The 26,809-nt window shown below is 70.3% G+C and carries 23 protein-coding genes; 13 read left to right on the top strand and 10 right to left on the bottom strand.

Annotation, left to right across the window (positions count from 1 at the left end):
* Positions 1 to 5: 5 nt before the first annotated feature.
* Both IAG42_RS10870 and IAG42_RS10865 read right to left on the bottom strand, forming a co-directional pair.
* A complete protein-coding gene (locus IAG42_RS10870; RefSeq protein ID WP_188336818.1) occupies positions 6 to 656 on the bottom strand; it encodes an AIM24 family protein in 651 nt (216 codons plus the stop codon).
* A gap of 1 nt (position 657) precedes the next feature.
* Entirely contained in the window at positions 658 to 1,296 is a 639-nt protein-coding gene (locus IAG42_RS10865; protein WP_188336817.1) for an AIM24 family protein, read from the bottom strand.
* A gap of 131 nt (positions 1,297 to 1,427) precedes the next feature.
* Between IAG42_RS10865 and IAG42_RS10860 the strand changes: the two genes are divergently transcribed.
* The 4 genes from IAG42_RS10860 to IAG42_RS10845 all read left to right on the top strand — a co-directional run bounded on the left by IAG42_RS10860 (position 1,428) and on the right by IAG42_RS10845 (position 5,969).
* Positions 1,428 to 1,772 carry a DUF3817 domain-containing protein gene (locus tag IAG42_RS10860; protein ID WP_188336816.1) on the top strand — a complete coding sequence of 115 codons (345 nt, stop codon included), beginning with the start codon at positions 1,428 to 1,430 and terminating at the stop codon, positions 1,770 to 1,772.
* On the top strand, positions 1,769 to 2,068 hold the full coding sequence (locus IAG42_RS10855) for an MTH1187 family thiamine-binding protein (protein WP_188336815.1): 300 nt from the start codon (positions 1,769 to 1,771) through the stop codon (positions 2,066 to 2,068). Before IAG42_RS10860 ends, IAG42_RS10855 begins: the two co-directional genes overlap by 4 nt.
* Positions 2,069 to 2,237: 169 nt before the next feature.
* Positions 2,238 to 4,001, top strand: a complete 1,764-nt coding sequence (locus IAG42_RS10850) for a glycosyltransferase family 2 protein (RefSeq protein WP_188336814.1) — start codon at positions 2,238 to 2,240, stop codon at positions 3,999 to 4,001.
* Between the two features lie 3 nt (positions 4,002 to 4,004).
* Complete coding sequence (locus tag IAG42_RS10845; protein WP_188336813.1) at positions 4,005 to 5,969, top strand: radical copper oxidase GlxA; 1,965 nt, start codon at positions 4,005 to 4,007, stop codon at positions 5,967 to 5,969.
* 33 nt (positions 5,970 to 6,002) lie between these two features.
* On the opposite strand, the gene IAG42_RS10840 is transcribed toward IAG42_RS10845, so the two are convergent.
* Both IAG42_RS10840 and IAG42_RS10835 read right to left on the bottom strand, forming a co-directional pair.
* Positions 6,003 to 7,037 carry a glycoside hydrolase family 6 protein gene (locus tag IAG42_RS10840; protein WP_188336812.1) on the bottom strand — a complete coding sequence of 345 codons (1,035 nt, stop codon included), beginning with the start codon at positions 7,035 to 7,037 and terminating at the stop codon, positions 6,003 to 6,005.
* Between the two features lie 138 nt (positions 7,038 to 7,175).
* A complete protein-coding gene (locus IAG42_RS10835) occupies positions 7,176 to 8,171 on the bottom strand; it encodes an ArsR/SmtB family transcription factor (protein WP_188336811.1) in 996 nt (331 codons plus the stop codon).
* 81 nt (positions 8,172 to 8,252) lie between these two features.
* Between IAG42_RS10835 and IAG42_RS10830 the strand changes: the two genes are divergently transcribed.
* The 4 genes from IAG42_RS10830 (at position 8,253) to IAG42_RS10815 (ending at position 12,274) form a co-directional block, all read left to right on the top strand.
* Positions 8,253 to 9,542, top strand: a complete 1,290-nt coding sequence (locus IAG42_RS10830; protein WP_188336810.1) for an MFS transporter — start codon at positions 8,253 to 8,255, stop codon at positions 9,540 to 9,542.
* A 21-nt stretch (positions 9,543 to 9,563) separates the two neighbouring features.
* A complete protein-coding gene (locus tag IAG42_RS10825) occupies positions 9,564 to 10,073 on the top strand; it encodes a MarR family winged helix-turn-helix transcriptional regulator (RefSeq protein WP_188336809.1) in 510 nt (169 codons plus the stop codon).
* A gap of 56 nt (positions 10,074 to 10,129) precedes the next feature.
* Positions 10,130 to 10,468, top strand: coding sequence for a DUF3817 domain-containing protein (locus IAG42_RS10820; RefSeq protein ID WP_188336808.1), 339 nt, complete (start codon positions 10,130 to 10,132; stop codon positions 10,466 to 10,468).
* Positions 10,469 to 10,573: 105 nt separating this feature from the next.
* Positions 10,574 to 12,274, top strand: coding sequence for an acyl-CoA mutase large subunit family protein (locus tag IAG42_RS10815; RefSeq protein ID WP_188341304.1), 1,701 nt, complete (start codon positions 10,574 to 10,576; stop codon positions 12,272 to 12,274).
* Between the two features lie 228 nt (positions 12,275 to 12,502).
* On the opposite strand, the gene IAG42_RS10810 is transcribed toward IAG42_RS10815, so the two are convergent.
* The gene (locus IAG42_RS10810) at positions 12,503 to 13,141 is read right to left on the bottom strand and encodes a TetR/AcrR family transcriptional regulator (RefSeq protein WP_188336807.1); all 639 of its coding nucleotides are present in this window, start codon (positions 13,139 to 13,141) and stop codon (positions 12,503 to 12,505) included.
* Positions 13,142 to 13,441: 300 nt separating this feature from the next.
* On the opposite strand from IAG42_RS10810, the gene IAG42_RS10805 reads away from it, so the two are divergent.
* From IAG42_RS10805 to IAG42_RS10790, 4 genes are all read left to right on the top strand, one after another.
* Positions 13,442 to 14,413: a tetratricopeptide repeat protein gene (locus tag IAG42_RS10805; protein WP_188336806.1), complete on the top strand. Its 972-nt coding sequence runs from the start codon at positions 13,442 to 13,444 to the stop codon at positions 14,411 to 14,413.
* Positions 14,414 to 15,053: 640 nt separating this feature from the next.
* Positions 15,054 to 15,671 (top strand): DUF6230 family protein, encoded by a 618-nt coding sequence (locus IAG42_RS10800; protein ID WP_188336805.1) that lies wholly within the window; start codon positions 15,054 to 15,056, stop codon positions 15,669 to 15,671.
* Positions 15,672 to 15,826: 155 nt separating this feature from the next.
* Entirely contained in the window at positions 15,827 to 16,387 is a 561-nt protein-coding gene (locus IAG42_RS10795) for a DUF6114 domain-containing protein (RefSeq protein ID WP_188336804.1), read from the top strand.
* A gap of 94 nt (positions 16,388 to 16,481) precedes the next feature.
* Positions 16,482 to 17,675: an ICP22 family protein gene (locus IAG42_RS10790; protein ID WP_223205942.1), complete on the top strand. Its 1,194-nt coding sequence runs from the start codon at positions 16,482 to 16,484 to the stop codon at positions 17,673 to 17,675.
* An 85-nt stretch (positions 17,676 to 17,760) separates the two neighbouring features.
* On the opposite strand, the gene pyk is transcribed toward IAG42_RS10790, so the two are convergent.
* The 3 genes from pyk to pta all read right to left on the bottom strand — a co-directional run bounded on the left by pyk (position 17,761) and on the right by pta (position 22,599).
* Positions 17,761 to 19,191 (bottom strand): pyruvate kinase, encoded by a 1,431-nt coding sequence (gene pyk / locus IAG42_RS10785; protein ID WP_188336802.1) that lies wholly within the window; start codon positions 19,189 to 19,191, stop codon positions 17,761 to 17,763.
* Positions 19,192 to 19,264: 73 nt separating this feature from the next.
* Positions 19,265 to 20,515 (bottom strand): acetate kinase, encoded by a 1,251-nt coding sequence (locus tag IAG42_RS10780; RefSeq protein ID WP_188336801.1) that lies wholly within the window; start codon positions 20,513 to 20,515, stop codon positions 19,265 to 19,267.
* Positions 20,512 to 22,599: a phosphate acetyltransferase gene (gene pta, locus IAG42_RS10775; protein ID WP_188336800.1), complete on the bottom strand. Its 2,088-nt coding sequence runs from the start codon at positions 22,597 to 22,599 to the stop codon at positions 20,512 to 20,514. Before pta ends, IAG42_RS10780 begins: the two co-directional genes overlap by 4 nt.
* A 225-nt stretch (positions 22,600 to 22,824) precedes the next feature.
* Here pta and IAG42_RS10770 point away from each other — a divergent pair, with 225 nt between their 5' ends.
* The gene (locus IAG42_RS10770; RefSeq protein ID WP_188336799.1) at positions 22,825 to 23,850 is read left to right on the top strand and encodes an ATP-dependent 6-phosphofructokinase; all 1,026 of its coding nucleotides are present in this window, start codon (positions 22,825 to 22,827) and stop codon (positions 23,848 to 23,850) included.
* Positions 23,851 to 23,876: 26 nt separating this feature from the next.
* On the opposite strand, the gene IAG42_RS10765 is transcribed toward IAG42_RS10770, so the two are convergent.
* On the bottom strand, positions 23,877 to 24,572 hold the full coding sequence (locus IAG42_RS10765; protein ID WP_394811207.1) for a helix-turn-helix domain-containing protein: 696 nt from the start codon (positions 24,570 to 24,572) through the stop codon (positions 23,877 to 23,879).
* A gap of 134 nt (positions 24,573 to 24,706) precedes the next feature.
* Positions 24,707 to 26,662: an Ig-like domain-containing protein gene (locus tag IAG42_RS10760; RefSeq protein WP_188336797.1), complete on the bottom strand. Its 1,956-nt coding sequence runs from the start codon at positions 26,660 to 26,662 to the stop codon at positions 24,707 to 24,709.
* Positions 26,663 to 26,809 lie beyond the last annotated feature (147 nt).

The raw sequence follows: 26,809 nt of genomic DNA, 5'->3' as shown, positions 1-26,809 counted from the left end.
ACTCGTCACAGCTTCTCCTCCGAGGCCTGCACGTACACCGCGCCGCTGCCGCTCAGCTCCAGCTGGAACGCCTCGCCGCTGCCGCGCCCCACCATGTCCCGCCAGCCGAGCGCCGTCGACAGCCGGTTGCGCACGTCCCCGTGGTGGGCGACGTACGCCTGCGGGTCGACGTGGACCTCGCGGCCCGGGGTGATCGGGACCTCGATGACGCCGCCGTGCGCCATGACGGCCACCGCGCCGTGCCCCTGGAGCGTCGTCGTGAACAGACCCTGGCCGCTGACCTGCCCGCGCACCATGCCCATCACCCCGCCCTGCGAGCCGAGGAACATCGTGCCCTGGCGCAGCGCCCCGTCGAACGCGAGCAGCCGGTCCGCCTCCACGTACAGGGTGTCGCCCGTCAGCTCGATGATCTGGATGTGGTGCCCGCCGTGCCCGAACAGGACCGTGCCGCTGCCCTCGACCGTCATCAGCGGCGCCGCCTCACCGGCCACCCGGCGCCCCAGCATCGACATCAGCCCGCCCTGGCCGCTCTGCATGTTCGGTGTGAAGGACACGTCCCCCTTGTACGCGAGCATCGCGCCGCGCTGGCTGTACAGGCGCTGGCCCGGCAGGACCGTCGCCTCGATCATCTTCGAGTTGACCTCACGGAAGGCCATGTCACACATCCCCCGCGATCGTGTTCCGCTCGCTGGGCTGGACGTAGACGAGCCCCTCGCCCTCGAAGCGGATCTGGAACGCCTCGCCGCCGCCTTCCCCCAGGAACGTGCGGAAGGTGACGCCGGACTGGAACGACTGGCTCAGGTTCCCCTGGTGGGCGACGTACGCGCCCGGGTCCACGGTCAGCGGGTACTGGCGGCTGACGCGCAGCACCACGGCCGGGCCGTCGCTCATGATCGCCGCCTGGCCGTGGCCCTCGACGGTCGTCGTGAACAGTCCGTTGCCCTGCGAGGCGCCGCGCAGGCCCGTGAAGCTCGTGCCGGTGCGCAGGCCCGCGTCCGTGCACAGCAGATTGCTCGACTCGACGTAGAGCTTGTCCCCGCGCAGGTCCACCAGGTTGATCTCGCTCGCCCGGTCCGCGAACCAGCAGGTGCCCTGCCCCTTCACCTCCATCACCGTCAGCTGCTCGCCCGTGATGCGCCGGGTCACCATCCCCCGGATCCCCTCGCCACCCCCGCTCAGCTTCTTGAAGGCCATCCGGCCGTCGTACGCGACCATCGACCCGTTCTTCGCCCTGACGCCGTCGCCCGTCATGTCGACGGCCAGCACCTTGCTGCCCTGGAGCCGAAACGTTGCCACGGGGACGACGGTAGCCGGAGCGGGGAGCCCGCCGACAGGGCACGGAGGAGGCGGTGCCACAATGGAAACGCTTGTGCGCACGTTCACAAGATCGTCATGTCCTGACAAAGAACTTCTGCCGAAGGTGCCCCGTGGACATCAAGACCGCCTCCGCCCTCCGACGCCTCCGCCTGGTCTCCGGACCGGAGGCCGTCTCCTTCCTCCTGCTGCTCGTGTGCTCCGTGCTCAAGCGGACGACGGACTTCAACGCGGTGCCGGTCATGGGCGCGGTGCACGGCATCCTCTTCGTCCTCTACGTCGTCTTCTGGCTGGACGCCTGGAACCGCACGAAGTGGAGCTTCGGCACCGCCGCCCTCTACTTCGTCCTCTCCGTCCTGCCCACCGGCGGCTTCTTCGCCGAGCGCAAGCTCAAGCGCGAGGCCGAGAGCGCGGTCATCGCCTCCCGCGCCCGCCAGGAAGGCGTGGTCAACGCATGATCGTCGCCTTCTCCGTGACCCCGCTCGGGGTCGGCGACGACGTGGGGGAGTACGTCGCCGACGCCGTCCGCGTCGTCCGCGAGTCCGGACTGCCGAACCGCACCGACGCCATGTTCACCTCGATCGAGGGCGAGTCCTGGGACGAGGTCATGGACGTCGTCAAGCGCGCCGTCGCCGCCGTCGAGGAGCGCGCCCCGCGCGTCTCGCTCGTCCTCAAGGCCGACATCCGACCCGGCGTCACCGACGGTCTGACGTCGAAGGTCGAGACCGTCGAGCGGCACCTGACCGCCGAATAGGCCCGGGCCGACACGCCGTCAGGCGGCGCGGGCCCACCGCCCGCGCCGCTCAACTCCCCTGCTTGGCCCTACCACTCACTCGTCCGCCCCCTTCTGGTTCGACACGCCCGTAGATGTCCCTTTTGGTGAGGGTATCGATACGGCCGATCACCAGATCCTGGAGGGCGCTGTGCGGCCTGAGGGCTACGACTACGACACCTACAGCCGGCTCGCCGGACCGCTGACCCAGCCGTCCGGACGGGGCCGCTACCGGGTCCAGTACACATCCCTGCTCTCGCGCGAGCCCCGCCGAATACGCGCCGTCCTGCTGATGACCCTGGCCCCGGTCCTCACCGGAGTGCTCCTCGTCTACCTCGTCTGGCCCAGCCACTGGGTCGAACGCGAGGGCGGCGACAGCTGGCTCGTCGGACTCGACGTCGTCATGCTCGTCTCCATCGGGCTCATCGAGCTGTTCATGCTCGTCAACGTCATATCCATCGCCCACGCGACGATGGTCGCCCGGGACCCCGTACCGGTGGTCCCCGAACCGGACACCCGGGTCGCGTTCCTCACGACGTACGTCCCCGGCAAGGAACCCCTCGCGATGGTGCGTGCCACCCTCGAAGGGGCCGTGCGGATCCGGCACGACGGACCCTTCGACGTCTGGCTCCTCGACGAGGGCGACGACCCCGCCGCCAAGGCCCTGTGCGCCGAGCTCGGCGTCCGCCACTTCACCCGCCACGGCGTCCCGGAGTGGAACCGGAACAAGGGCCCGCACAAGACCCGCACCAAGCACGGCAACTACAACGCCTGGCTCGCGATGCACGGCGGCGGCTACGAGTTCTTCGCCTCCGTCGACACCGACCACGTGCCGCACCCCGAGTTCCTCGAGCGCACGATGGGCTACTTCCGCGACCCGGACATCGCCTTCGTTGTCGGCCCCCAGGTGTACGGCAACTACACCTCACCGGTCACCAAGGCCGCCGAGTCCCAGCAGTTCCTCTTCCACGCGCTGATCCAGCGGGCCGGCAACCGCTACCGCGCCCCCATGTTCGTCGGCACCAACAACATCGTCCGGATCAGCGCCCTGCGCCAGATCGGCGGACTCGTCGACTCGATCACCGAGGACATGGCGACCGGCTTCGAGATCCACCGCCACCGCAACCCGCTCACCCGGGCCCACTGGCGCTCCGTCTACACCCCCGACGTGCTCGCCGTCGGCGAGGGCCCCGCCTCCTGGACGGACTTCTTCACCCAGCAGATGCGCTGGTCGCGCGGCACGTACGAGACGCTGTTCAAGCAGTTCTGGAAGGCCCCGTTCTCGATGCCTCCGGGCCGCCTCTTCTCGTACACGATGATGCTCGTCTACTACCCCATGACGGCCGTCAACTGGCTGCTCGGCGTGCTCAGTTGTGTGCTGTTCCTCTGGTTCGGGGCCTCCGGCACCGAGGTGTCCGCGTCCGTGTGGCTCATGCTCTACAGCGACGCCGCAGCGCTCCAGATCGGCCTCTACCTGTGGAACCGGCGGCACAACGTCTCGCCGCACGAACCCACGGGCTCCGGCGGACTCGCCGGCATGGCGATGTCGGCCATCTCCGCGCCCATCTACCTGAAGTCGCTCGGCGCGGCCCTGCTGCGCCGCCCCAGCCGCTTCGTGGTCACCCCCAAGGGCGGCGACGCCAGCCCCGACCGGCCGCTGACCTTCCGGATCCACCTGACCTGGGCCGTCGTCCTCGCCGTGTCCCTCGTGGCGTCCGTCGTCCTCGACCACACCCATGTGGCCATGCGCACCTGGGCGGTCCTCGCCCTGTGCATCGCGCTCTCCCCGGCCGTCGTCTGGGCCGTCACCGAACGTCGGCGCCGCCCGGCGGCCGCGCCCGTCGCCGAGCCCGAACCGGAGCCGGCCCTCGCCGTCGCCTCCGGCATGTCCAGCCCGAGCACAGGAGGGAACTGATCCATGGCCTACCGGCCTTCCCCGCGCATGAAGAAGAGCGTCCTGACCGCGAGCGCGGTCGCCCTGCTCGTCGGACTCAACGCACCGGCCGCCTGGACCTTCGCCTCCGAGCAGTACTACGACTGGAAGATCGCGCAGCCCGAGTACAAGGCGCAGTACGGCTCCTGGACCCAGGTCTCGATCCCGAAGGAGTACCGCACCAACGCCATCCACGCGGCGCTCCTGCACACCGGCAAGGTCCTGATCGTCGCCGGCTCGGGCAACGAGCAGAAGAAGTTCGACGCGGGGTCCTTCGACACCGTGCTGTGGGACCCCAAGGCGAACACCTTCAAGAAGATCCCCACCCCCGTCGACTTCTTCTGCGGCGGCCACGCCCAGCTGCCCTCCGGCAAGCTCCTGGTCGCCGGCGGCACCGCCCGCTACGAGCAGCTCGACGGCGAGGTCACCAAGGCCGGCGGCGGCATGCGCGTCAAGAACGAGAGCCCCGACAAGGAGATGGTCCTCAAGAAGGGCACGAAGTTCCGCTCGCCGTCGGGCGTCGAGTACGTCTCGCAGTTCGACGTCACCGTCCCCAAGGCCAAGCGCAAGCAGCAGATCACCTACAACAGCCGGGGCGTCATGCAGCCCTGGAAGACGACGGTCAAGGCGAGCGAGGCCCGCGTCTTCGTGCAGGCCGCCCACAAGGGCAAGCAGTACGAGACCAAGAAGCAGGCCCAGTACGAGATCGAGGGCCTCGAGGGCAAGGACGCCGACAACGTCTACGGGATCTCCGAGAAGATCACCATGGACAAGGAGGACTTCCAGGGGATCAGGGAGGCCTACGAGTTCGACCCCGTCGCCGAGAAGTACGTACCGGTCGACCCGATGGAGAAGGCCCGCTGGTACCCGACGCTGGTCGGCCTGGAGGACGGCCGGGTGCTCGCGGTCTCCGGGCTCGACGACGTCGGCGTCATCGACCCCGGCGACAACGAGATCTACGACCCGGAGACCAAGAAGTGGTCGATGGGCCCCAAACGGTACTTCCCGACGTACCCGGCGCTCTTCCTCACCAAGGGCGGCAAGCTCTTCTACCCGGCGTCCAACGCCGGGTACGGGCCCGCGGACAAGGGCCGCCGGCCGGGTCTGTGGGATCTGGAGACCAACACGTTCGAGAAGGTGCCCGGACTCGCCGACCAGGACGAGACGGAGACCTCGGCCTCGCTCCTGCTGCCGCCGGCGCAGGACCAGAAGGTGATGGTGCTCGGCGGCGGAGGCGTCGGCGAGTCCAAGCGGGCGACGGCGCGCACCTCGGTGGTGGACCTCAAGGAGAAGCACCCGTCCTTCAAGACGGGCCCCGACCTCCCGCAGGGCACCCGCTACCTGAACAGCGTGATCATGCCGGACGACACCGTGTTCACCACGAACGGCTCCTCCGACTACCGCGGGCGCAGCGCCAGCAACATCCTCGCGGCGCAGTTCTACGACCCGAAGGACAACGCGTTCCACGAGGCCGCGTCACCCAAGGTCGGCCGCAACTACCACTCGGAGGCGCTGCTGCTGCCCGACGGCCGGGTCGCCACGTTCGGCTCCGACCCGCTCTTCGACGACCAGCAGAACACCAAGCTGGGCCACTTCGAGCAGCGCATGGAGATCTTCACGCCGCCCGCGCTGCACCGGGCCGCGGGCAAGCGGCCGGTCCTCGGCAAGGGGCCCGAGGAACTGCCGGACAGCCACCGGGCGACGTTCGCGACGGACCAGGCCGACCGGATCGTGAAGGCGCGACTCATGCGCCCGTCCGCCGTGACCCACACGACGGACGTGGAGCAGCGCTCGATCGAGCTCGGCGTGAAGAAGGAGAAGAGCGCGGTCACCGTCGACGTCCCGAAGGACCCGACGCTGGTGCCGCCGGGCTGGTACATGCTCTTCGTGTCGGACGCCGACGGTGTGTCGTCCGAGGCGAAGTGGATCAAGGTCGGCTCGGACGACTAGCGGTTCCCGCGCGGTACGGGGGAGTGGTGGGCGTCAGGACTTCGCGCCGCGGGCCAGGCCCAGCGCGTAGTCGGCCCACCACGTGCCCGCGGGCGGCCCGCTCCGGCAGGTCCCGTCCGACTCGCCGGGCCGCTTGACCCACAGGAAGGCGTCGACCAGCGGGTCACCCGTGTTCGTGGTCGGCGCCTTGCCGAGCGCGCGGCCGGGCGGATTGCACCACGCCTCCGCCTGGCCGTCGCCGTAGGGGCCCGCGCCGTTGCGGCTGGTGTCCACGACGAAGTGCGCGCCGCCCAGCTGCTGCGACAGCCGCCGCCCGTACGCCGTACTGGCCGCGTCCGTCTGGAAGTTGGAGACGTTGAGGGCGAAGCCGTCCGCCTTGTCCACGCCGGCCCGGCGCAGCGGCTCCACCAGCTTCGACGCGTCCGGGATCCACGCCGGGTTCCCCGCGTCGACGTACACCTTCGTGTTCGGCTGCTTCTTCAGCCGGTCGATCGCGCCGGAGATCAGCTGGTAGCGCTCCTCCTGGTACTCGGCGGGGGTGCAGCCGTCGACGATGTGGCCGAGCGCGTCCGGTTCGAGGACGACGAGGGCCTTCGCGTCGCCGATGCCCGTCGCGAACGCGTCGATCCACTGGTAGTAGAAGTCCGCGCTGTGCGCCCCGCCGGCCGAGTGCTGTCCGCAGTCCCGGTGCGGGATGTTGTAGGCGACGAGGACCAGGGTCTTGTCCGCCTTCTTCGCCCGCGTGCCCGCCTGGGCGATCGCCGGGCGCGGATAGTCGCCGGGCACCCACATGCCCTGCGGGTGCGCGGAGATCCGCCGGATCAGGGCGGCGTCGGCGGCGCGGCCCTGCTTCTGCCAGCTGTCGGCCTGGAGGGCGGCGGAGGATTCGGGGTCGACCCAGAAGGGGGAGTCGTCGGTGACGCGGCCGGGGGCGGTGCGCCCGGTGGAGGTGGCGGCGCGGCCCTCGCGGCCGGCGTCGGCGCAGCCGGCGGCGAGAGTGGTCAGGAGGAGCGCGGCGGCGGCGAGCGCGAGGCCGCGGACCGGTGGACGGACGGACGGGACGGGCATCCTGCCCCCAGGTTCGGAGCGAGTGTTCGGAACGGGCGATGTCGCGGGGGTGGTTCGTGCCGCATGCTACGGAGCAAAACCGATCAAACTCTGTCAAACGTGACGGAGGGGGTCGGAGTTCCGCCGATCAGGCCCGGCTCAGGCCTCCTCCTGACCGCCCGTCACCAGGGCGCCGCCCAGTGGTGTCCGCTCGTACAGCACCTGATGGCCCCGGCGGTGCGTGGTGAGCAGTCCGGCCGCGCGCAGCGCCGTCAGGTGTGCCGACACGGAGGACGGGGCCAGGCCCAGGGTGTGGGCCAGCGCGCTGGTCGACGTCGGGGCGCCGAGCGCGCTCAGGACGTCCGCGCGGTTGCGGCCCAGGATCCCGGCGAGCGCCTCCGGGGCGGCGCCGGACGGCTGCGTCCACAGGCCGCCGATCCCGCGCACCGGGTACACGACGGTGGGCTGCCACGGAGGCTCGAACCCGCTGATCACCTCGGGCCACGCGAACACGCTCGGCATGAGGACAAGGCCCTGCCCGTCCAGGCTGCGGCGGTGACTGCTCGCGCGGGCCGTGAGCGTCAGCGTCGCCGGGTCCCAGCCGATCCGCGGATGCAGCTCCGAGAGCAGCCCCTCCAGACCCACCCGCGCCAGCCGCCCCGAGTGGTACGCGACGTCCGCCTCCAGCAGCGCGCGCAGCCGGGGCCAGTCCGGCTCCACCAGCACCTGCCAGGCCCGCTCCAGGGTGTCCGCGAGCTCCTGCACCGCGCGCCCCGGATCCTCCAGCATCGCCCGCCCCTGCGGGGTCTCGGCGGCGCCCTTCGTGCAGGCCAGCGACAGCGCGAGGTCCTTGCGGGCCACGTCCGCCGGGGTCGTCCGTACCGCCGCGAGCTCCTCGTGGAACGTCGCCGCGGGCCCGATCGGCGGCGGCCCGAGAAAGTCCGGGCTGTGCCCGCTGCGCGGCATCAGCAGCCGGATCGCCGTCAGGTCGAGCTCCCGCGCGGCCTCCCGGATCCGCCGCAGCCACGGCAGGTGATACCCGTGCCGGTCCGGCCGACCCAAGGTCCGGATCGCGTCGTGCGTCTCCCACAACGGCGACACCGCGAACCGGCACCGCAGCAGATCGCTCTCCCCGAAATGCAGATACAACGCCATTCCCCGCCCCTCCTCCCTCCCGGACATTCGGCCCGAGCCGAAACACTACGCCCGGCTCCACCGCCCCGACAGGCTCGGGCCATGACGCAGGACCAGCAACAGCAGCAACAGCAGCAGACCTCCGGCGGCACCTTGGAGGAACGGACACCCGGCTACGGCGCGCTCTTCCGCGTCGCCGAGTTCCGGGCCGTGTTCGTCGCGCACGCCGCCTCCCTCTTCGGGGTCGTCGTCGCCGAGATCTCGCTCAGCGTGCTCGTGTACCGCCTCTCCGGGTCGCCGCTGCTCAGCGCGCTCACCTTCGCGCTCGGCTTCCTGCCGTACGCGATCGGCGGGACCCTGCTCTCCGGGATCGCCGACCGGTACCCGCCCCGCCGCGTCCTCGTCGTCTGCGACCTGATCTGCGCGGGCTGCGCGCTCCTGATGGCGCTGCCCGTCACCCCGGTCGCCGCGCTGCTCGCCCTGCGCTTCCTCATCGCGCTCGTCTCGCCCGTGTTCAACGGCACCCGCATGGCGACCCTCACCGATGTGCTCGGCGACGGCGACCTGTTCGTACTGGGCCGCTCCCTGCTGCGGATCGTCTCGCAGAGCGCGGTCCTCGGCGGCCTCGCCCTCGGCGGCGTCCTGCTCACCGTCGTGCCCCCGCGCGGCGCCCTCGCCATCACCGTCGTCACGTTCCTGTGCTCGGCGGCGCTGCTGCGCCTCGGCACCCGCCGCAGACCCGCCCGCACTCCCGAACCCCGCGCCCTGATCGGCCACTCCCTGGCCGGCGCCCGCCAGTTGTTCGCCCACCGCCGGCTGCGCGCCCTCGTCCTGCTGCTCTGGGTGCCGCCGCTCTTCTCCGTCGTGCCGGAGGTGCTCGCGGCGGCGTACGCGGACGACATCGGCGCCGGGACCTCGGCCGTCGGCCTCCTGATGTGCGCGATGGCCGTCGGCACGATCGGCGGCGAACTGCTCGCCGGTTCCGTCCTCTCGCCCGCCGCCCGCGCCCGGATCGCCCTCCCGCTGGCCTGCCTGACCCTGCTGCCGCTCGCCGGGTACGCGGTCACCCCCGGCCTCGCCGCGACGCTGCCCCTGCTGCTGCTCTCCGGGCTCGGCTTCGCGTACACCCTCGGCGTCGACCGCTGGTTCGTCGACGAGCTTCCCGAGGAGCTGCGCGGCCGTGCCATGACCGTGCACAACGCGGGCCTGATGACCGTCCAGGGCATCGGCGCGGCCCTCGCCGGAGTGGCCGCCGAGGCCTTCGGGGTCGCCGTCGCGGTCACCGCCGCCGGTGTGCTCGGCACCGTCTGCTGCACCGCGCTGGCCCTCGAAGTACGGGCGAGCGCACGGACCGGGAGGTCAAAGGGCGAGACGGGGCTGACCACCATATGACCGGCCGGTATGGTCTGGGACGTGCCGAAGCCGCTCAGTCTTGCCTTCGATCCGATCGCCCGCGCCGACGAACTCTGGGAACAGCGCTGGGGCGCCGTGCCGTCCATGGCCGCGATCACCTCGATCATGCGCGCGCACCAGATCCTGCTCGGTGAGGTCGACTCCGTCGTCAAGCCGTACGGACTCACCTTCGCGCGCTACGAGGCACTGGTCCTGCTCACCTTCTCCAAGGCGGGCGAACTGCCGATGTCGAAGATCGGCGAGCGGCTCATGGTCCACCCCACCTCGGTGACGAACACCGTCGACCGCCTCGTGAAGTCCGGCCTCGTCGCCAAACGCCCCAACCCCAACGACGGCCGCGGCACCCTCGCCACGATCACGGAGAAAGGCCGCGAGGTCGTCGAGGCGGCCACCCGCGACCTGATGGCGATGGACTTCGGCCTCGGCGTCTACGACGCGGAGGAATGCGCCGAGATCTTCGCGATGCTCCGCCCGCTGCGGGTGGCGGCGAAGGATTTCGACGAGGCGTGACGGAGCCCACCGGGCCCGCCTCAAGATCTCGCAAAACGGACGGTTACGCTCGACGCATGAAGAAGAGCGTGCTGACCCGCTACCGCGTCATGGCCTACGTGACCGGTGTCCTCCTCGTCCTGCTCTGCCTCGGCATGATCGCGAAGTACGCGTTCAAGATGGACGGGGCCGACGACATCACCAAGGTCATCGCCATCGCGCACGGCTGGCTCTACGTCGTCTACCTGATCTGCGCCTTCGACCTGGGATCCAAGGCGAAGTGGCCGGTCGGCAAGCAGCTGTGGGTGCTGATCGCGGGCACCATCCCGACGGCCGCCTTCTTCGTGGAGCGCAAGATCTCCGCGGAGCTGGACGCCAAGGTCGCGGACGGCGACGAGGCGCTCGCCAAGGCGTAGCCGCCCCTGCCGGCGCCCCGCAGGCACCCCCGCCCGCACGAGCTGCGGGCGGTTTGCCATCGACATTTACTAGGACGTCCTAGTAAATTCGAAGGCATGGGAAGCATGGACGCTGACGCCATCGAGGAGGGCCGCCGTCGCTGGCAGGCCCGTTACGACGCCGCCCGGAAGCGGGACGCCGACTTCACCACGCTGTCCGGTGATCCGGTCGAACCGGTCTACGGGCCACGGCCTGGGGACACGTACGAGGGTTTCGAGCGGATCGGATGGCCGGGTGAGTACCCCTTCACCCGCGGCCTGTACCCGACCGGCTACCGGGGCCGCACGTGGACGATCCGCCAGTTCGCCGGGTTCGGCAACGCGGAGCAGACCAACGAGCGGTACAAGATGATCCTCAAGGCGGGCGGCGGCGGTCTCTCCGTCGCCTTCGACATGCCGACGCTCATGGGCCGCGACTCCGACGACCCGCGCTCGCTCGGCGAGGTCGGCCACTGCGGCGTCGCCATCGACTCCGCCGCCGACATGGAGGTCCTGTTCAAGGACATCCCGCTCGGCGACGTCACCACCTCCATGACGATCAGCGGCCCCGCCGTCCCGGTCTTCTGCATGTACCTCGTCGCCGCCGAGCGCCAGGGCGTCGACCCGGCCGTGCTCAACGGCACCCTCCAGACCGACATCTTCAAGGAGTACATCGCGCAGAAGGAGTGGCTCTTCGAGCCCGAGCCCCATCTGCGCCTCATCGGCGACCTGATGGAGCACTGCGCCGCCTCCATCCCCGCCTACAAGCCGCTCTCGGTCTCCGGCTACCACATCCGCGAGGCCGGGGCCACGGCCGCGCAGGAGCTCGCGTACACCCTCGCGGACGGCTTCGGGTACGTCGAACTGGGCCTGTCCCGGGGGCTCGACGTCGACGTCTTCGCCCCCGGCCTCTCCTTCTTCTTCGACGCCCACCTCGACTTCTTCGAGGAGATCGCCAAGTTCCGCGCCGCGCGCCGCATCTGGGCCCGCTGGATGCGCGACGTCTACGGCGCCAAGACCGACAAGGCCCAGTGGCTGCGCTTCCACACGCAGACCGCCGGCGTCTCCCTGACGGCCCAGCAGCCGTACAACAACGTCGTACGCACCGCGGTCGAGGCCCTCTCCGCCGTCCTCGGCGGCACCAACTCCCTGCACACCAACGCCCTCGACGAGACCCTCGCGCTCCCCAGCGAGCAGGCCGCCGAGATCGCGCTGCGCACGCAGCAGGTGCTGATGGAGGAGACCGGCGTCGCCAACGTCGCGGACCCGCTGGGCGGTTCCTGGTACGTGGAGCAGCTCACCGACCGCATCGAGGCCGACGCCGAGAAGATCTTCGACCAGATCAAGGAGCGGGGCCTGCGGGCGCACCCCGACGGGCAGCACCCCATCGGGCCGATCACCTCCGGCATCCTGCGCGGCATCGAGGACGGCTGGTTCACCGGCGAGATCGCCGAGTCCGCCTTCCAGTACCAGCAGTCGCTGGAGAAGGGCGACAAGCGGGTCGTCGGCGTCAACGTCCACCACGGGTCTGTCACCGGCGACCTGGAGATCCTGCGCGTCAGCCACGAGGTGGAGCGCGAGCAGGTCCGCGAGCTCGCCGGCCGCAAGGAGGGCCGTGACGACGCGAAGGTGCGGGTCGCTCTCGAGGCGATGGTCGCCGCCGCGCGGGACGGGTCGAACATGATCGCGCCGATGCTCGACGCGGTCCGTGCGGAGGCCACCCTCGGTGAGATCTGTGGCGTCCTGCGCGACGAGTGGGGCGTGTACGTGGAGCCCGCCGGCTTCTAGCGGGATTCGGCTCTCCGCCCGGTGGGGGCCGGTCGCGCCCCGCGGCGGAGCCGCTGATGAACACAGCCCCGCGCCCCTGAAATGCATGGCGCTTCGCGCCGCATTTCCCCGATGGCCCCAGCTGCCCCTGGAGGTGGCGCACGAAGTGCCCACCTCCAGGGGCGCGGGGAACTGCGCGAGAAGCCCCACCGGGCCGCACCCGACGACGTGACGGGTCGGCCCGAGCCGCTAGTCGCCCGACGCCGCGCTCAGCCCGCCCAGCAACAGAAGCGTGAACCGCCGGACCCAGTCCGCGTCCACCGACTCCCCGCTCACCAGGGTGCGATGCACCACCGCCCCGGCGGCGACGTCGAAGATGAGGTCCGCCGAGCGCGCCGCCGACTCGGGATCGGGCGGCACGGGAAGCTCCCCGCGCCGCTCGGCCCGCGCCCGCCCCTCCAGCACCAGCCGCTTCTGACGGTCCACGATGGACGTCCGGATCCGCTCCCGCAGCGGAGCGTCCCGCGTGGACTCCGCGACCACCGCCATGAGCGCCGTCTTGGTCTCGGGCCGGTCCAGGATCGCCGCGAACTGCAGCACGACCGCCTCGATGTCCGCCGCGAGCGAGCCGAGATCGGGCAGTTCCAGCTCGTCGAAGAGCACCGCGACCGCGTCGACCACCAACTCGTTCTTGCCGGCCCAGCGCCGGTACAGGGTCGTCTTGGCGACCCCCGCCCGCGTCGCCACGTCCCCCAGCGTCAGCTTGGACCAGCCGAGGTCGACGAGCGCCGCGCGGGTGGCCTCCAGGATCGCCTCGTCCGCCGCGGCGGACCGGGGGCGGCCCTGGCGGCCCGGTCGGCAGGGGGAGGACGGAATGCGGCTCTGCATGCCGTGACCATACCGGCCGGTAGCCGCACGGCCCGTGAGCCAGATCACCGGCGTCCGCGTCCCCGGCCGTCTTACGCTGCATATACGCTACGGGTCGTAGCGTAAGCACGAACTCGTGCGGCGCCCCGGATCTGCACCCCGGAGCGGTCGAGACGAGCGGCAACCACGGATGCCGGGTGGGGACCCGGCATCAGAAAAACGCAACGCGGCCGAGTCCGCTCCGTACGCCTCGCAATCCGGCGGGAGGCCACGGAGACGGACCCGGCCCACAACGGTCCGCGGAAGGGGGAGACTGTACGCATGCAGCCACGGAACATGTCCATGAGCGGAGTCGTCGACCTCGCCGCGGTGAAGGCGGCCCAGGAGGCCAAGGCGAAGGCGGAGCAGGCGCGCGCCGAGGCGGCCCGTCAGGGCGGCGGCCCGACCGCCGTGCCCCCGTCCTCCCTCGTCATCGACGTCGACGAGGCGGATTTCGAGAGTGCCGTACTGCAGCGCTCCACCGAGGTGCCCGTCGTCATCGACTTCTGGGCCGAGTGGTGCGAGCCCTGCAAGCAGCTGAGCCCGCTCCTCGAGCGGCTCGCCGCCGAGTACAACGGCCGCTTCCTGCTCGCCAAGATCGACGTCGACGCCAATCAGATGCTGATGCAGCAGTTCGGGGTCCAGGGGATCCCCGCCGTCTTCGCCGTGGTGGCGGGACAGGCACTGCCGCTCTTCCAGGGGGCCGCCCCCGAGGCCCAGATCCGGGGCACCCTGGACCAGTTGATCCAGGTCGCCGAGGAGCGCTTCGGCCTCACCGGCATCGCGGTCGACCCCGATGCGGAGGGTGCCGCCCCGGTCGTGGAGACTCCGGCCGGTCCCTACGACGCCCTGCTCGAGGCCGCCGTACAGGCTCTGGACGCGGGCGACCTCGCCGGCGCGGTCCAGGCGTACAAGAACGTGCTGTCCGACGACCCCGGCAACACGGAGGCCAAGCTCGGCCTCGGTCAGGCCGAACTCCTGCAGCGCGTACAGGACATGGACCCGCAGGCCGTGCGCAAGGACGCCGCCGACAAGCCCGGTGACGTGCGGGCGCAGATCGCGGCCGCCGATCTGGACCTGGTCGGCGGGCATGTCGAGGACGCGTTCGGGCGGCTCGTCGACGCGGTGGCCCGCTCGGCCGGCGAGGACCGGGACGCGGCGCGCGTCCGTCTGCTCGAGCTGTTCGAGGTCGTCGGCTCCGACGATCCGCGCGTGACTGCGGCGCGTACAGCTCTGGCCCGGGTTCTCTTCTGAGCCGTCGGTGACCAGTTCTTAAACGCCACGGCATGTGATGCCGGGGTGAAAGTTCTGTCCGCGGAGGGCGACGGCGGCCGCGCTTTACCAAAACTTGGTAATTGCGGCCGCTGTTACTTGGAGTAAGTCGGGAGCCGTTTTCTGTCCGGTTCCGTCCCGGATTCACCCGCAATCGCAACTCGGTTGACAGCACCCTGAGTTGCTGCTTGATGCCAGCCGGTCGCGGCGTGGTTATCTCTCCGTTACCCGTGAGTAACGAACCCCCTTGTGTCCCGGCCGGGAATGCACCACGATCGGGCACGCTCGGTCCACTCCCCACCGTCCGAAAGCCATTCGGACAGCGGGGTCCTTGGGTCCCCACCGAGCAGGTCGACGGCGGACCAAGGGGAGCGCCGTCGGTCTAGGACAGGGGGGTCTCAGCCTTCCGGTTGAGCCTGTCCGGCAGGTTGCGCGTGATGGCTCAGGTGCGACCAGTGGTTGTCGCTCGGGGGTGATCGCCGGTGATCAGGGTGCGGACTCGCGCCTCCGATGCGGGCGCTCTCCTTCCCGAGGACGTAGCACTTCTCCCATCCCTGCCCGGCTGAGCCGCCGCAAGGGGCAGTCAGGGCCGGAGATGTACGTCCGAGAAGGAGGAACAGTCATGAAGTCCGTGACTCGTGGCGGGACCAGATGGAAGCGGTTCGCCGTCGTCATGGTGCCCAGCGTCGCGGCGACCGCCGCGATAGGCGTCGCCCTGTCCCAGGGTGCGCTCGCGGCATCGTTCAGTGTTTCGGGTCAGTCGTTCAAGGTGACGGCCGACTCCCTCGATGGTGAGGGCTTCGTCCAGTACGGAGCCATCGACAGCGGCAAGACGGGTGCCCACCCGGTCGCGGTCGTCGGCATGAAGTCCGCCGAGATCACCAACCTGTGCCAGTCCGTCGTCGTGCCGGTGCCGGTCTTCGGTGACGTCTCGATGAAGCTGTCCGCCGGTGGCGCGGGCGGCCCCCGTGTGGAGGCCAAGACCCTCTACATCGACGCCGATGACCTGAAGGCCGACGCGACCTTCAAGAACATCGACATCGGTGTGGCGGCTGGTGACGCCAGCAAGGGCCCCGGCATCCACAACGGTGACAAGGCCGACCCGAACTCGTTCGCCCAGCAGGCCGACTCGGTGCACTTCGAGAACGTCCAGCAGCGTGCGTGGGCCACCACGGCCGGCACCTTCAAGCTCTCGGGCCTCAAGATGAGTGTCAAGAAGGGCAAGCACGAGTGCTACTAGTCCCGACGGGCCCGAACCCGGGCCCGGGGCTTGGCACTTGATGTGCTGAACGGCCGGGCGCGGGGGCGACGGGAATTCTCCGAGCCGTCCCCGTGCCCGTATCCGGACAGCCACCATCACCACAGAACAACGCCATTCCCGAGGAGCTGTACGACATGAGCGCCGAAGCGCACGCTGGGCTGGGCCCGAAGCTTGGTCACATGCGCCAATCGTTCCGAGGGTGGCGCGGTCAGCGCCCATTCTGGGGTGGTCTGCTGTCGATCCTCGGCGGCCTCCCGATCATGTACTTCCCGTACGCGAATCTGACGCTCGGCAACATGACGATCAAGATGGCGACGACGGCGGGAGCCGGCTCGCTCATCATCGGCGTCCTCCTTGTCGTGCTCGGCCTGACGATGTGGTACCAGCCGCACTCCCGGGTGTTCGCGGGTGTGGCGGCGATTCTTCTCGCCCTGGTCTCCCTGGTCGTCTCCAACTTCGGCGGGTTCGTCATCGGCTTCCTGCTGGCCCTGATCGGTGGTGCCCTCGGCATCGCCTGGGCCCCGGGCAGGCCGCAGGGGGATTCGCCGGCGCGAGGCGGTGACGCGACCGGGTCCACGGACACGGCCGCCGCTCCGCCGATCGCGGGAGCCACCTATCGGGTCGCGGGCGCAAACGACGACGAGTCAGGGACGAGCCCGGATGACGGGACGAACGGGAGGCACCGTGCCGGCTGACGAGGTGCACCACGAGGACTCCGGTGCGGAGTCCCGTGCGAGAACCGGGCCGCGGCATGCAGCACCGAGGAAGCATCTGTTCACCAGGCTGCACATGCCCGCGGGCAAGGCGATAGCGATCGCGGCCATGCCCACGGCCGTGCTGATGGGCCTCGGCCTCACGCCCACGCTGGCGTCGGCCAAGGACAATCCGACCAAGTTCTCGGCGGACGACTACAAGGCGTGCGCCGACGCGGTGGAGGCGAACAAGGACGCCGAGGACGGCGCCGCCACCGACAAGGACAAGGCGGACGCGTCGGCGACCCCGACCCCGTCCCCGTCGGCCTCGGCCGGCAAGGACGCGGCGGACTCCGGCGCGGACAAGGACGCCGGCACGGGCGGTTCGGCGGAGCAGAAGACGGCGGAGCCCACGCCCACGCCGTCGGCCGACGCGTCGAAGGACGACGCCGGTTCCGACAGCGCGGACGAGCCCGCGGCCACGCCGTCGCCGTCCAAGACCACGAACCCGCTGGACCCCCTGGGTGTCGGCGACGCCATCAAGGACTTCTTCACGCCGGACGACCAGGAGACGGCCACGCCGACTCCGTCCCCGTCCGCCTCCGCGTCGAAGGACTCGGGCGGCGTGGTCGGGGACACGGTCGACAAGGCCGGGGACACGGTCAAGGACGTCACGGACGAGGCCGGCAAGACGGTCGAGGACACGGCGGACAAGGCCGGGGACGCGGTCAAGGACGTCGAGGACACGGCGGACAAGGCCAAGGAGGCAGCGGAGTCGGCCACGCCGACCCCCGACGCCACCGAAGTGCCGGAGAACTGCCCCGTGGCCACCGACGCCGAGGGCGCGAACGAGGACACGCCGGCCCAGCTGCCGTCCGAGTCCTGGAAGCTGCAGGCGAGTTCGCTGCTGCTGAAGGGGGCGGACTACAAGGGTCTCGTGGACGTGCGCATGGCGGACGGCTCCACCAAGCGGGTCATGAAGTACATCATCTCGAACGGCACCGACATCGGTGATCTGCACCAGATCGCCCCGGGTCCGAACGGGAAGTTCTTCCACATCCGCGCGGACAAGGGCTCCACGTCCACCATCCGCGACGGCAAGACGATCATGTACACGGAGGAGCTCTCGGGCAATCTGCTCGGGCTCATCCCCATGACGTTCAACGCCGAGAACCCGCCGCCGCTCAACCTGCCGATCCTCTACTTCACCAACGTGAAGGTGACGCAGGCCGCGCAGTTCGGCGGCACGCTGCACGTCCCCGGACTGCACACCACGGTCGAGGACAGCTGACACCGGCTGACCGCACGCCACACACACGAGAGGGCGCCCCCCGCTTCCCGCGGAGGGCGCCCTCTCGTGCGCACCGGGGCGGCCGTCAGTCGCGGTCGCCGCCGCCCAGGTGGTGCACCCGGACCATGTTGGTGGTGCCGGGGACGCCGGGGGGCGAACCGGCGGTGATGACCAGGGTGTCACCGGAGTTGAAGCGGCTCAGCTTCACCAGCTCGGCGTCGACCAGCTCCACCATGGCGTCCGTGGAGTCCACGTGCGGCACGACGAAGGACTCGACGCCCCAGCTGAGCGTCAGCTGGTTGCGGGTGTCGTCGTCCGTGGTGAAGGCCAGGATCGGCTGGGCCGTGCGGTAGCGGCACAGGCGGCGGGCCGTGTCACCGGACTTGGTGAAGGCGACCAGCGCCTTGCCGTCCAGGAAGTCCGCGATCTCGCACGCGGCACGGGCCACCGAACCGCCCTGCGTCCGCGGCTTCTTGCCCGGGACGAGCGGCTGGAGCCCCTTGCTGAGCAGCTCCTCCTCGGCCGCCTGGACGATCTTCGACATCGTCTTGACGGTCTCGATCGGGTAGGCGCCCACGGAGGACTCGGCGGACAGCATGACCGCGTCGGCCCCGTCCAGGATCGCGTTGGCCACGTCGGAGGCCTCGGCGCGGGTCGGGCGCGAGTTGGTGATCATCGACTCCATCATCTGGGTCGCGACGATCACCGGCTTGGCGTTGCGGCGGCACATCTCCACGAGGCGCTTCTGCACCATCGGGACCTTCTCCAGCGGGTACTCGACCGCGAGGTCGCCGCGGGCCACCATCACCGCGTCGAACGCCGCGACGACGCCCTCCATGTTGGCGACGGCCTGCGGCTTCTCCACCTTGGCGATGACGGGGACCCGGCGGCCCTCCTCGTCCATCACCTTGTGGACGTCCCGCACGTCGTCCGCGTCGCGCACGAAGGACAGGGCGACCATGTCGCAGCCCATCCGCAGCGCGAAGCGCAGGTCCTCGATGTCCTTCTCGGACAGGGCCGGCACGTTGACGGCCGCGCCCGGGAGGTTGATGCCCTTGTGGTCGGAGATGACCCCGCCCTCGATGACGATCGTCTTGACCCGGGGGCCCTCGACGTCCATCACCTTGAGCTCGACGTTGCCGTCGTTGATCAGTACCTGGTCCCCGCGCGCGACGTCACCGGGCAGGCCCTTGTACGTCGTGCCGCAGATCGACTTGTCGCCCGGGACGTCCTCGGTGGTGATGGTGAACTCGTCACCCCGCACCAGCTCGACGGGTCCCTCGGCGAAGGTCTCCAGGCGGATCTTGGGCCCCTGCAGGTCGGCGAGCACACCCACGGCGCGGCCGGTCTTGGCGGCGGCGGCCCGGACCCGGTCGTAGCGACCCTGGTGCTCGGCGTGGGTGCCGTGGCTGAAGTTGAATCGGGCCACGTTCATGCCGGCCTCGATCAGCGAGACGAGCTGCTCTTCGGAGTCGACGGCGGGGCCCAGCGTGCAGACGATTTTGGAACGGCGCATGGAGCGATCCTATCGGTTTGTTTCGCTGCGGAATATTCCGTCTGGTGGAAACTACAAATGGGCGGCGGTGCGCTCAGTCGTTGCGCGGCGCGACCAGGGCGTAGGTCTGCCGCGCGATCTCCAGCTCCTCGTCGGTCGGCACCACGGCCACGGCCACCCGCGCGTACGCGGGCGAGATGATCCGGGCCTCGTCGGAACGTACGGAATTCAGCTCCCCGTCCACCACGAGCCCCAGTTCCTCCAGACCGGCGATCGCGGCCTCGCGCACCGGAGCCGCGTTCTCCCCGACCCCCGCCGTGAACGCCACCGCGTCCACCCGGCCCAGCACCGCGTAATAGGCGCCGATGTACTTCTTCAGCCGGTGGACGTAGATCTCGAAGGCCAGCCGCGCCGCCTCGTCGCCCTCGTCGACGCGGCGGCGGATCTCGCGCATGTCGTTGTCGCCGCACAGTCCGATCAGACCGCTCTTCTTGTTGAGCAGCACGTCGATCTCGTCCGCCGACATGTTGCCCACCCGCATCAGATGGAAGATGACCGCCGGGTCGACATCGCCTGAACGCGTCCCCATCACCAGCCCCTCCAGCGGAGTGAGCCCCATCGAGGTGTCCACGCACACCCCGCCGCGCACGGCCGACGCGGAGGCGCCGTTGCCCAGGTGCAGCACGATGACGTTCACCTCCTGCGGCTCCTTGCCCAGCAGCTCCGCCGTCTTCCGCGACACGTACGCGTGCGACGTGCCGTGGAAGCCGTAACGCCGGATGCGGTGCTCGTCCGCCGTCCTCACATCGATCGCGTAGCGCGCCGCCGACTCCGGCATCGTCGTGTGGAACGCCGTGTCGAAGACCGCCACCTGCGGCAGGTCCGGGCGCAGCGCCATGGCCGTACGGATCCCCGTCAGGTTCGCCGGGTTGTGCAGCGGCGCCACCGGGATCAGCCGCTCCACCTCCTTGAGGACCGCGTCGTCGATCACCGTCGGCCGGGTGAACAGCTTTCCGCCGTGCACCACCCGGTGACCGATCGCCGCCAGCTCGGGGGAGTCCAGGCCGAGCCCGTCCGCAGCCAGCTCCTCGGCGACCGCCTTGAGGGCCTCCTCGTGATCGGCGATCGGCCGGATCTGCTCCCGGCTCTGCCCGCCGCCGCCCAGCAGCGGCGTGTGCTTCAGCCGCGACGTCTCCTCACCGATCCGCTCCACCAGGCCCACCGCGAGCCGCGCGCTGTCGCGCATGTCGAGCAGCTGGTACTTCACCGACGACGAGCCGGAGTTGAGGACGAGGACGCGGGTCGCGGGCGCGGCCGGCGGGGTCGCGGGGGTCGGCGAGGTCACTGTGCAGCCTTCTCGGTGGGGGTCTGGGCCTGGATCGCCGTGATGGCGACGGTGTTCACGATGTCCCCGACGAGCGCGCCGCGGGACAGGTCGTTGACCGGCTTGCGCAGGCCCTGCAGGACCGGGCCGACCGCGATCGCGCCGGCCGACCGCTGCACGGCCTTGTACGTGTTGTTGCCGGTGTTGAGGTCCGGGAAGATCAGCACGCTCGCCTGACCCGCGACCTCCGAACCCGGCAGCTTGGTCGCCGCGACCGACGGCTCGACCGCCGCGTCGTACTGGATCGGCCCCTCGATCTTCAGGTCCGGGCGGCGCTCGCGCACCAGCTCCGTCGCCTCGCGCACCTTGTCGACGTCCGCGCCCGTGCCGGAGGTGCCCGTCGAGTACGACAGCATCGCGATCCGCGGCTCCACCCCGAAGCGGGCGGCGGTCACGGCGGACTGGGTCGCGATGTCGGCGAGCTGGTGCGCGTCCGGGTCCGGGTTCACCGCGCAGTCCCCGTACACCAGGACCTTGTCGGCCAGGCACATGAAGAACACGGAGGAGACGATCGCCGCGTCCGGCTTCGTCTTGATGATCTCGAACGCGGGGCGGATCGTCGCGGCCGTCGAGTGCACCGAACCCGACACCATGCCGTCGGCCAGGCCCTCCTGCACCATCAGCGTGCCGAAGTAGTTCACGTCGGCCACCACGTCGTACGCCAGCTCCACGGTGACGCCCTTGTGGGCGCGCAGCTGCGCGTACGCGGCGGCGAACCGTTCCCTCAGGTCCGAGGTCTGCGGGTCGATGATCTCGGCGCCCGTCAGGTCGACCCCGAGGTCGGCCGCCTTCTTGCGGATCTGCTCGACCGGGCCGAGCAGCGTCAGATCGCACACCCCGCGCCGCAGCAGCACGTCGGCCGCGCGCAGCACCCGCTCCTCCGTGCCCTCCGGCAGCACCACCCGGCGCTTGTCCGCACGGGCCTGTTCGAGCAGCTTGTGCTCGAACATCATCGGCGTGACCCGGTCGCTGGACGGCGCCTGCACCGACTTCAGCAGCTCCGCCGTGTCCACGTACCGCTCGAACAGGCCGAGCGCCGTCTCCGCCTTGCGCGGCGTCGCCGCGTTCAACTTCCCTTCCAGGGAGAACAGTTCGGCCGCCGTCGGGAACGAGCCGCCCTCCACCGCCACCACCGGCGTGCCCGGCGCCAGCCGGTCGGCCAGCTTCAGGATCGCCTCGCCCGGCCGCTCGTTCAGCGTCAGCAGCACGCCCGCGATCGGCGGGGTGCCCGCGCTGTGCGCCGCCAGCGAGCCGACCACCAGGTCCGCGCGGTCCCCGGGCGTCACGACCATGCAGCCGGGCGTCAGCGCGTTCAGGAGATTGGGCAGCATCGCCCCGCCGAACACGAAGTTCAGCGCGTTCCTCGCCAGGCCCGAGTCGTCGCCGAGCAGCACCGTGCCGCCCAGGTGGTGCGTGATCTGGGCGACGGTCGGCGCGGCGAGCGCCGGATCGTCGGGCAGCACGTACGCGGGGACGGGCAGCGTGCCCTCCAGCCGCTCCGCTATCTCGTCCCGGTCCCCGGGCACCACCCGGTTCACCACCATCGCCAGCACGTCGCAGCCCAGGCCGTCATAGGCGCGGTACGCGTTGCGCACCTCCGCGCGCACCGACTCCGAGGTCTGCCGGCGGCCGCCGACCACCGGCACCACCGAGGCCCCGAACTCGTTCGCCAGGCGCGCGTTGATCGCCAGCTCGTCCGGCAGCTGCGTGTCCGCGAAGTCCGTGCCGAGCACCAGCACCACGTCGTAGTCCCGGGCCACCGCGTGGAACCGGTCCACCAGCCGCGACACCAGCTCGTCCGTGCCCTGCTCCGCCTGGATCGCCGACGCCTCGTGATAGTCGAGCCCGTACCCGCTGGCCGGATCCTGCGACAGGCGGTACCGCGCCCGCAGCAGATCGAACAGCCGATCGGGTCCGTCGTGGACGAGCGGACGGAAGACCCCCACCCGGTCGACCTGACGGGTCAGGAGCTCCATGACTCCCAGCTCGACGACCTGACGGCCGTCGCCCCGGTCGATCCCGGTCACGTACACGCTGCGCGTCACGCGTGCTCTCCTCCTGCGTCGAGTCCTGCGGCAACCCTCTTGACAGTACCTCCGGCCGCGGCTACACCGCCCGCCGGAAAAGGCCCCCGAAGTCAGGGACCTCGTGCCCCCTCGTCCCGTGCCGAAGCGCCTTTCCCCGCCCGGCACGAACGCGACAGCCGCCGGGCCGTGGAACAATCGGCGTGGCTCTCAGACGTACCAGCAGCGAGCAGGAGACACAGCACGATGCGTATCGGAGTTCTGACCGCAGGCGGCGACTGCCCTGGCCTGAACGCAGTGATCCGGTCGGTCGTGCACCGCGCCGTCACGCACTACGGCGACGAGGTGCTCGGCTTCGAGGACGGCTACGCGGGACTCCTGGAGGGGCGCTACCGACCCCTCGACCTCAACGCGGTCAGCGGCATCCTCGCCCGGGGCGGCACCATCCTCGGCTCCTCCCGCCTGGAGCGCGACAAGTTCCGCGCCGCCTGCGAGAACGCGAAGGCCCTCGCCGAGGAGATCGGCTTCGACGTGCTCATCCCGATCGGCGGCGAGGGCACGCTGACCGCCGCCCGCATGCTGTCGGACGCCGGGCTGCCCGTCGTCGGCGTCCCCAAGACGATCGACAACGACATCTCCTCCACCGACCGCACCTTCGGCTTCGACACCGCCGTCGGCGTCGCCACCGAGGCCATGGACCGCCTCAAGACCACCGCCGAGTCGCACCAGCGCGTCATGGTCGTCGAGGTCATGGGCCGGCACGCCGGCTGGATCGCCCTCGAGTCCGGCATGGCCGGCGGCGCCCACGGCATCTGCCTGCCCGAGCGTCCCTTCGACCCCGCCGACCTCGTCGCCATGGTCGAGGAGCGCTTCGCCCGCGGCAAGAAGTTCGCCGTCATCTGCGTCGCCGAGGGCGCCCACCCCGCCGAGGGCACCATGAACTACGGCAAGGGCGAGATCGACCAGTTCGGCCACGAGCGCTTCCAGGGCATCGGCACCGCCCTCGCCCGCGAGCTGGAGCACCGCCTCGGCAAGGAGGCCCGGCCGGTCATCCTCGGCCACATCCAGCGCGGCGGCACCCCCACCGCGTACGACCGCGTCCTCGCCACCCGCTTCGGCTGGCACGCCGTCGAGGCCGCGCACCAGGGCGTCTTCGGCCGCATGACCGCACTGAGCGGCACCGACGTCGTCATGGTGCCCCTCGCCGAGGCCGTCACCGAGCTCAAGACCGTCCCCAAGGACCGCATGGACGAGGCCGAGTCGGTCTTCTAGGGCCTGCGGCGCTCGATTTCAGGGAGTCACGGAGCGGCGATCCTGGACCAGAACTCGTCCAGGATCCCCTCCAGGAACTCCCGCCCCGCCCCACCGGAGTCCGGCGACGACCCGCCGCCCCAGGTCAGCGTGGCCGCCATCAGCGCCTGGTACTCCAGGTGCATCTCCTGCAGCACGTCCTCCAGCTCCCGGCGCGGCACCGGCACCAGCCGGGACACCGTCCGCAGCTGGCCCTGCCAGCGCGCCGTCACCGCGCTGCGCAGCAGGTTCGCCAGCAGCTGGTCCCGCCCGGTCACCGTCGCGAAGGCGCGGGGCGCGAGCCGGAGCACCCGGGCCAGCGCCTCCGACTGGCGCTCGTTGCCCCGCCACTCGCCGGTCTCCTCCATCCGCAGGTACGCGTGGATGTCGACGCCGATCTCCCGCGCCACGTCCTCCGGCGCGATCCCGAGCGCGAGCCGGTGCTCCCGCAGCGTCCGCGGCTCCCCGATCAGCTCGGCCTGCGAACACCACAGCGCGCCGGCGAGCGCGGTGAGTTCGACCGCCGTGGGCGCCGCGTCACCCCGCTCCCAGGCGATCACGGTGTCCGGCGTGACGTACGCGAGCCCGTACTGGGCGCGCATGCCGTACGCGACATGGCCCGGCGCCATCCCGAGCGCCTCGCGGAGGCGACGGGCCGCGGGGGCGTTGAACGGCGGAGCGGAATCGCTTGGGTGCACGGGCACACGCTAGGTGCGGAGGGGTCGGATGGCTACGGTCTGTTCGCACCGCGTCACATGTCGTAGGAATCTACGGAGGGGCCGGCCTCCCTGGGTGAACAGGGAGGCCGGCCCCTCACGGGACTACCTGTGCCGCTGGACTAGGCGTTCGAGTCCGTGACCGTGAGGGTGGAGTTCTCCACGCCGCACTGGCTGAGGGCTGTGTCGTGGTTGTCGTCGCCGTTGTACATGACCTTCCACCGGTACTGACCGGCGTTGGCCTTGTTCACCACGAAGGTGTCGTTGGACGTCTTGGCCTTGCCGTCGGCGTCGAGCGTCACCGTCTCGGTGTACTTCGGGGTCGTGGAGCAGTCCGCGTCGTTCGGACCGAACAGCTTGAACGTGACGTCACCGGTCGGGGTGCCGCCGGCCGTCGCGTTGACCGTGACGGAGTCCTGCGGGGTCCACTCCTGGGCGGTGTCGACGTCCGCGCCCGCCTTGCCCACGGTCAGCGGCTCGGACTCGCAGGGGCTCAGCGCCTCTTCGTTCTTGGCGTCGCCGCTGTAGTGCGCCTGCCAGTAGAAGGTGCCGGTCTCGGGGAAGTCCAGCGAGTTCGAGGGGGGGACGGTCCCGTCCGTGACATTCACCGTGCCGGCGTCACGCTGACCCTCGGTGCACGCGATGTTGGAGTACACGGAGTACGTGACCGTGCCGCCCGCGTCCGCGGTCGCGTTGTTCAGCGTCGCCGTGTCGGACGCCGAGCCGCCGATCGTGATCGACGAGTCGGAGAGCAGCGTGCTGATCGACGCGTTCGCCTTCTTGATCTCGGACGACTCGTTGTCGTCACCGCAGGCGCTGGCGGACGGCGAGTTGTTCGCGTCACCGCTGTACTGGGCCGTCCAGTAGTACGTGCCGACGGCGGTCGGGGTGAACGGCTCCGAGGTGTAGGTGCCGTTGCCGTTGTCCACCGGGACGGTGCTGGTGAAGACCTGGTCACCGGCGGCGCACCCGGCCGCGTCGAAGGCGCGGAACGTGATGGTTCCGGTCGGGTTGTTGCCCCCGGCGAGGGTGGCGCTGTCCGTGATCGAGTCCTCGATCGGGGCGGTCGCCGTCGCGTTGGTGGTCAGCGAGGTGCAGTTGCTGATCTGCACCTTCTCGGGGTCGATGAAGTCCTTCAGCTCGGCAGTGAACGAGTCCGAAGAACGGCTCTTGGCGTAGACGGAGCCGAACGAGGTGCAGCTGCTGCCCGGCGGGAAGAGCGCGTCGAACGAGATCGACGCCTCGCCGAACGTGAACGGGTCCAGACCGGCCCCGGCCGGCGTGCCGACGCCCGCGGCCTCGCCGGCGGGGATCGCGGCGGAGTTGACCGACCCCAGAGCCTGCGGGCTGTTGCCGCCGCTGATGACGGTCGGGCTGCCCCAGGCCGAGCCGGACCAGGTGCGGATGGAGATGGTCGGGACGGTGCCGCCCCTGGAGAGGTCGTAGGTGATCAGCTTGTCGCCTGCGGTGCGGACCGGGGTCGCGGTCTCCTTGTCGCCGTTGTTCGCACAGTTCGTCGGGCTCGCCGTCGGGTCGCAGAACTTCTGGTTCAGCTCGAAGTCCATATTCGTGGTGCCGGACGGGCTGTTCAGCCGCGTCCAGAACAGTTCGAGGAACTTCGGCGTGGTGTTCGTCTCCGTATAGACGCCGAAGTTCGTCAGGTCGCTCTTGTTCGGCGGGATCGAACCGGTGGTGATTTTCGGGTCCGGGTCGTTCTCGGACGAGCCCATGGTGAAGGAGTTGTCGTTGCTGCCGCTCGGCCTGTCGGCCTTCTTCAGAACCCCGGAGCGCAGTGTGTTCGTGCTGCTGCTGCGCCAGTCGATGCAGTCGCCCGTGCCGTTGACCCTCAGGTTCGCACTGGTGTCGATCTCGAAGTTGCTGCCGGACAGGGTGCGGAAGATAGGCGGGTTGGTGCTCGTCGTACAGTCGGGCGCAGCGTGAGCGACCACTGTCATCGGCACCGTGAACGCGCCGGCGAGCGTGGTGGTGAGGAGTGCCACCGAGAGATTGCGGCGGCCCCTCGTGCGTCTGCCCTCGGCCCCGACCGAGGCGTCACCGCGGCGTACGGATTTGATCATGCGTTCTCCCTGTTGTGCGAGCACAAGGCCGAGCGTGGGTTCGAGAACAAGTAATGCGGGATGAGGCCCCGCACGGTGTGCGAATTGATGTCGGCCTTATCTGTGGCCCGCAATTTAGGGCAGCTGATTCCCGGCATGGAATCAGCC

The organism is Streptomyces xanthii (assembly GCF_014621695.1).
Taxonomy (GTDB): Bacteria; Actinomycetota; Actinomycetes; order Streptomycetales; family Streptomycetaceae; genus Streptomyces; species Streptomyces xanthii.
Note: the sequence above shows the minus strand (reverse complement) of the source record. Positions and strands in the feature narration are given on the sequence as shown.